The sequence below is a fragment of the Bacillus infantis genome (genome assembly GCF_020171945.1).
GTDB classification, from domain to species: domain Bacteria; phylum Bacillota; class Bacilli; order Bacillales; family Cytobacillaceae; genus Bacillus_AB; species Bacillus_AB infantis_A.
In genome coordinates this window covers 106887-112961 of record NZ_JAIVAP010000014.1, presented here as the reverse complement: position 1 = coordinate 112961, position 6075 = coordinate 106887, and the positions used below count along the sequence as shown (strand labels likewise).

General features: G+C 46.0%; 7 protein-coding genes. 4 read left to right on the top strand and 3 right to left on the bottom strand.

Annotated features, from left to right (window positions below):
• Nucleotides 1-183: 183 nt before the first annotated feature.
• Nucleotides 184-882, bottom strand: coding sequence for a Na-translocating system protein MpsC family protein (locus LCM00_RS17795; RefSeq protein ID WP_224904585.1), 699 nt, complete (start codon nucleotides 880-882; stop codon nucleotides 184-186).
• A 310-nt stretch (nucleotides 883-1192) separates the two neighbouring features.
• Here LCM00_RS17795 and LCM00_RS17790 point away from each other — a divergent pair, with 310 nt between their 5' ends.
• Both LCM00_RS17790 and LCM00_RS17785 read left to right on the top strand, forming a co-directional pair.
• Nucleotides 1193-1891, top strand: a complete 699-nt coding sequence (locus tag LCM00_RS17790) for a Na-translocating system protein MpsC family protein (RefSeq protein ID WP_224904583.1) — start codon at nucleotides 1193-1195, stop codon at nucleotides 1889-1891.
• A gap of 139 nt (nucleotides 1892-2030) precedes the next feature.
• Nucleotides 2031-2207, top strand: coding sequence for a hypothetical protein (locus LCM00_RS17785; protein ID WP_224904581.1), 177 nt, complete (start codon nucleotides 2031-2033; stop codon nucleotides 2205-2207).
• Between the two features lie 71 nt (nucleotides 2208-2278).
• Here LCM00_RS17785 and LCM00_RS17780 read toward each other — a convergent pair whose 3' ends face one another.
• The gene (locus tag LCM00_RS17780; protein WP_224904579.1) at nucleotides 2279-2665 is read right to left on the bottom strand and encodes a DUF2500 domain-containing protein; all 387 of its coding nucleotides are present in this window, start codon (nucleotides 2663-2665) and stop codon (nucleotides 2279-2281) included.
• Nucleotides 2666-3121: 456 nt separating this feature from the next.
• Between LCM00_RS17780 and nhaC the strand changes: the two genes are divergently transcribed.
• Nucleotides 3122-4543 carry a Na+/H+ antiporter NhaC gene (gene nhaC / locus LCM00_RS17775; RefSeq protein ID WP_224904577.1) on the top strand — a complete coding sequence of 474 codons (1422 nt, stop codon included), beginning with the start codon at nucleotides 3122-3124 and terminating at the stop codon, nucleotides 4541-4543.
• A gap of 70 nt (nucleotides 4544-4613) precedes the next feature.
• Here nhaC and LCM00_RS17770 read toward each other — a convergent pair whose 3' ends face one another.
• On the bottom strand, nucleotides 4614-5024 hold the full coding sequence (locus LCM00_RS17770; protein ID WP_224904575.1) for a potassium channel family protein: 411 nt from the start codon (nucleotides 5022-5024) through the stop codon (nucleotides 4614-4616).
• Between the two features lie 235 nt (nucleotides 5025-5259).
• Between LCM00_RS17770 and LCM00_RS17765 the strand changes: the two genes are divergently transcribed.
• A complete protein-coding gene (locus LCM00_RS17765; protein WP_224904574.1) occupies nucleotides 5260-6033 on the top strand; it encodes a GNAT family N-acetyltransferase in 774 nt (257 codons plus the stop codon).
• The last annotated feature ends 42 nt before the right edge of the window (nucleotides 6034-6075 follow it).

Genomic DNA, 6075 nt, shown 5'->3' with positions numbered 1-6075 from the left:
ATGCACGTATCTCCAATCTATACTTGTTTCTCGACAATTCAAGTATAAAAGACTGGATGATTACGTGCATTTTTTATGTCTCAATTTGTGTAGGAACCCCAACATTTAGTATAGAGCCAAAAAAAAAGAGCCAAAAGAAGGAAGCTCCCTTCTTTTGGCTCATGTCCAGTTCTGTCGCCTGGGTCATTGCTGCCTGTTATTATTGGGCTTTAAGATGAATAAGCATACGCTTTTATCCTGTTCGAAATCCCATGAAGCAAACACATTTTCCAGCTCTGCATCCAAATAGCTCTCGAACTGTGGCCTGTGCTCCATTAACAATCTTTTTTCAAGATCCCGCTTGGCCAGAGTAAGGACTTCCGGATAGCCCTGCCGGATCAATTCTTTTTCAACAGCTACAAGTATTTGATTACGGACAATCACCAGAGTCCTCTGATTCAGAAGGGAAGAGTGTACTTCACCAGGGGCCTTTTCGGCTTCCAGGCTGACTTGGATGACTTCCTTATGTACAGCTTCCTGGTTCTGGTATGGGCTGTATTCCGGAGCAGCCTCTGTTGAAATGCCGATGAACATTCCTGAATGGCTTTCCAGGTTCCAGTCATAATAGAATTCATCAATGGTGACGCCTATATCCATTTGGATATATACCTTAATCTCATCTATAAGTGCAGGCATCAGCATATCCCTGATTTTCTCGACATACTTGCTTTGCTCTGTATCTAATAATCTATCTTCTATCGGTGACATAAAGTCTTTCATATAAACCGTGATATAAGGGGGGGAAATGGTGGCAAACACTGCCCCAGGCCCCTTGCCAAAAGTTCCGCGCAACACCCGTCCGATAAAAGATCCCAATTCTTTTTCTTTTTTCTTAATGTCCATACTCGCCATCCTTTGATTCAGGCATCATATCCCGAATCCATTAGCTGCGGGGATGGGGGATCGTTTAGTCTTGAGATAATTTAATTATACCGTAAAAAATGAGTCTACTTTATTTATTCTTCCAAAATTAAAATATTCCTCTAAATTTTTACAGATTATTCATAAAATATGTTTTTTTTGTGATAAAAAGGGGAAAATTATGTTGTGGAGATTTGCCTTTTAGGAGTTTCCCTTCTGGCAGGCAAATGCTAAAATGGGAAAAGGAGAGAGGATATGATGCTTCTTTCTATGTGCAAGGGTAGACGGAAACATGGAAATTAAGGCCCAGCAGACAAAACTGGCAAATAACTTTGGCAAGCTGCTGCGGGAGAAGTTCGGAAAAGGCCCGGAAGCTATTTACGTGACGGTATCAAAGCCATATGTCCTTATTTATATCAGCGGCTTTATATCAGCCACAGAGCAGGTGCTTCTTGACCAGGGCCAGGATTTGACGGTACTGACAACAAGAGAATATCTGATGAAATCGCTGGACCCTGAAATGCGGGGCCAGATTAAAGCGATCACAGATATAGACATTCAGCATATGTATTATGATTGGAATCTTGATAGGCAGACAGGGGTCTTTGTCGGCGTTGGCCCGTCCATTGTGGCTGAAGGCAAAGATTCAGAAACTGACTATAAGGGGAAGAAAAAGGTCCACGAAGAAATCATCAGCATAAGCAGGCAGGCAGAGAAGGCCCCGGACCGGGTGGAATCTTATATGCTCGGATCCCGCACATTGGTAGTCATCCGCGAGGGGATATTGGTGCCGATCGAAAAGCAGCTGATTGCCCTGGGATTTGTTGAAACGCTCCGGGTTGCCAAAAGGCAGCTGGAAGGTGAAATGCTCAGCAATGATATTCATTTTTCTGCTATCCTGGAAGCGGGGATACAGGACGTTTTTGTTGATTGGAATTTTGAACTGGATAATAGTGTTATTTCATTTATACTCAAACCCAATGATGGATAAGGCAGTAATGAACCGGACAAATTGTGCCGGACATAAGCCGAAGAGAACAGGATATCCTGTTCTTTTCGGCTTTTTCTTTTGCACATCAGCAGATCTTGCAATAGGTCTTTTGCGGCCTATTAAAAACAGGAGGGTATCAATGGCACAGAAACAGCCAAAGACCGGCATAATGGAGGAAGAATTAGATCTCTTTATGGAGGAGCTTTTTCGCCTGAAACAGGATTATGAACAATGCGAAGATGAATTTTTTAAAAAAGAACTCCAGGATGATATAAGGGTTCTCTTGTCTGCTATTAATAAGATGGAGAGGGTGTAAATTAATCGAATTGGCCGGCAAGAAATGAAGGAGAGGCAAAACCCCGCCTCTCCTTAAGAATGGCCATGCCCTCACTTCCTCTCAAACCCCAAATACCGTGTCCCCTGAAACGTCAGCATCCCACAGTCTCCTTCAGCTAGCATCCCGTATTCTTTCCCTGATACATGGAATTCCGAGCGGTCGCCGCTGTCAAATTCAAATGTCACATAATAGCGGGTGCTTGAGGAAACATGATGGTGGTTATCATGATGGGCATGAGATCTCCTCGACACATCTGTCCGCTTTGATTTAACAGCCGCCCTCACACTCAGCCTCGGGGACTGCTCATTTTTCTGCCACTGGCCGACCCCTTTGAAAATATTGAATATAAGGCCGCCGATAACGATGATAAATATAAGGCCGATAAAAACGGGGGCAGCCTGGAAAATAAAGTCCCCCATGAAAAATGGTTCTGACATGTGAGTGCTCCTTTCGCAGTGTCCTTTATAAAGCATACGTTACAGAGCAGGAAAAGGTTTCAAGGGGTCTTTGTGTGTGAAGATAGTCCCGCTTGACCTTCAGGAAGTCTCCCGGACCATACCAGCGCATTACTAAGGATATAGGAGTTAAAAAGCTGTGAAGTAAGCTCACCATATTTCATCATGAAATATGCGCCTATATCGGAATTTACAGAAAAATTCCACTATAGTATTATTTTTATATACCTTTTTACAAGGTTAGCGTGAAGGAACCCCTGCATAAGCCTTCCAAGTAAAGCTTGTCACATCAAGCTTTGCGCGCTGCTGCCCTTTTTTGGGCCCTCTGTTTTATCCTATTTAAACCTCGTACTGCAAAAACAAACGATCTTATTTCATTCTTGTCAAAAAACAATCCAGGACAGTTGTAAGATCAAATTCACCGTAAGGAGTGGTTGGTTGGAAACCGATATTAGAAAACCGTCTTTTATTTATGCGTTATCGATGTTATTTGCGGCAATTGCCGTCATCTCGGTCGGCATTCTTGCTTTTGATGCACCGATTCAAATTCTGATGTTTATTAGTATGCTTGTATTGATCCCTTTCATGATGGGGCTGGGATACTCTTATAAGCAAGTGGAGAAATCGATGCTGTCATCGATGAGCAAGGCGCTTCAGCCTTCGCTGATTCTTTTAACCGTCGGCATTTTAATCGGTGCATGGATTGCATCTGGAACCGTGCCTACCCTGATTTATTATGGAATTAAAGCAATATCGCCCCAGTTCTTCCTGGTCACGACCCTTTTGTTCTGTTCATTGGTGTCTGTGGCAACAGGGACTTCCTGGGGAACCATCGGAACAGCAGGGATTGCCATGATGGGTGTAGGGACTACATTGGGCATACCGGTTGGCGTGACGGCAGGCGCCATTATCAGCGGAGCGTATTTCGGGGATAAGATGTCGCCGTTATCTGACACGACGAATCTGGCGCCTACCGTTTCAGGCGGGGACTTATTCAGCCATATCAAGCATATGCTCTGGACGACTGTGCCGGCCTATTTGATCACAGCGATTATTTTTACCTTCATTGGCTTTAGATACAGCGGAGCCTCTGTGGATGCAGCAAGTGTAAATGAACTGACATCCTATCTGGCTGAAGCTTTTAATCTGGGTCTTGTGCCGATGATTCCTGTCATCGTCCTGATCGGGATGCTTATGCTGAAAAAACCGGCCATCCCGGCCATCTTTATCGGCGCAGCCGTTGGCGGAATCATTGCCATCGTTTATCAGGGCTTCAGTTTTTCAGATACGATCAGCATTTTTTATAATGGCTATGGAGTAGAATCCGGCATTGAAATGGCCGACAGCCTGCTTCAGCGCGGCGGACTTGTCAGCATGCTTGCGCTCATCGCGCTGTTCCTGTTCGCCTTGGGCCTTGGCGGGATGCTTGCCGAATCCGGGGTCCTGGAAGCGCTCATTGCTTCTTTTGCCGATAAGATCCAAAGCACAGGCATTTTGACCCTTGTGACCATCCTTGTCAGCTATGTCACACTTGCCATCGGCGGATCGGTATACTTCTCGACCGTCATGGGCGGCACACTGATGAGGCCTATTTTTGAACGGCTTAACCTCAAGCCTGAAAATCTGTCGAGAATATTGGAGGATACAGGGACACAAAGCTCGTCCCTTGTCCCATGGACCGGAAGCGGCATTTACACAGCAGGCGCGCTCGGCGTTGCAACAGGCACGTATTTGCCATTCTGTTTCCTTGCCCTGATCACCCCGCTCGTATCCCTGTTCTACGGATTCACCGGGCTGACCATGACTGAGAAAGAACGTCCAAAAAAGAAAACTTCCATGAAAACTGTGGAAGCATCATAAGATAAAAAGAGGCTGCCGGAGAATTTTGTCCGGCAGCCTTTCTTTATGACACAGAATGGGAATGCCTTCCCTAATCCTGCTCTTCTTCATTTCCTGACGATCCCATCGCTTTCATAAAATACGCAGTCGGCAGCAGGACGCCGATTGCAGCTTCAAGCAGGGCAAAAAATCGCAGTGAGCCTACCGGGATCAAGTCGCCGTAGCCGACGGATAGAATGGTGACTCCGCTGAAATAGAGCAGATTCCAAAATGACTGGTCTGCCGGCTTCCCGTCCAGTGTCCCAATCCGCAGTACCACATCATCCAGTGAAAGGGCATAAAAAATGACGGCAAAGCCGATGGTGAGGCCAAGAATCACGAAAAATAACTTCAAAAATAAGACAGAGCTGAAGCGGCTCTTCTTATAGGACTTGTTTGCAAAAAAATAATACAGATTCGCCCCGATAAAAACGAGGGCGGCTCCTGTTAGAACAGTACTCAAAACAATATGAACCTCCTTGTACACAGCCTATATTGTGTATTTGACCTTAATGGGCAGGGGGTAAACGTTAGAACTGCCAGCAAACAGCTCCTTTATCTGGTAAAAGGAGGAAAAGCGGCCGGGGTGAAGAAATATTATGCATGGGGGCGGAACGGATGAAAAAAGAAGAGATGATGACGGATGAAACCGTGCTCTCATCATCCTTGCAAATTAGAGAGAAAGGAACGAGAGAAATATGCCTGCTGCAGAACTGAGAGAATTAAATGGAGAATGTCTTGGAGACAAAGGCTGCTACTGCCTGCGCAGCAAGCCGGGTTCCCGGGGCTACCAAAATAAAAATCTATGGCTGGCCGAGAGGTTTGCGGAGGGCCTGAAATATGTAAGAATCATGGAGGACGGCAAGCAGGCAGGCTTCATTGAATATACACCGATCGAATTTTCCTCAAGGGCTGTCTATGGAGAAAATTATCTTGTCATCCATTGCCTGTGGGTGCATGTGACAGGGAAAGGCTATGCCTCGCAATTGATTGAGCGGTCCTTAGAGGATGCCAGAAAGCAGCAGAAAGCAGGTGTCATCGTAATCACGAATCCGGATACCTCCTGGACGCCAAGCGCGGACATTTTCATCAAGCATGGATTTGTGGAAAAAGGGCGGGCGCCTTACGGATTCCAGCTTATGGTCCATAAATTCACGGATGATGCTGACCCCTATTTTCCCGATAACTGGGAGAAGCGGCTGGAGCCTTTCCAAGAGCTGACAATACTTCGGCTGCCGCAGTGCCCGTTTGTGGAAATTGCGGCAGACAACCTCACAGCCGCGGCGGAAAAGCTGGGGCTGAAAGCAAATATCATTGAATTAACAAGCAGGGAGGAACTGCTGCAGCTTTCACCCACACCATACGGCATTTACGGGGCTGTTTATAAAGGGACACTGATTTCTTATCACAGGCTGACTGTGCATTCGGCGGTGAAGCGATTGAAGGCGCTGGTCGGCTTAGGCCAGATTTGAATTTCCCGCGATATAATATGGCCGGGTCTTTAATTAGTTCCC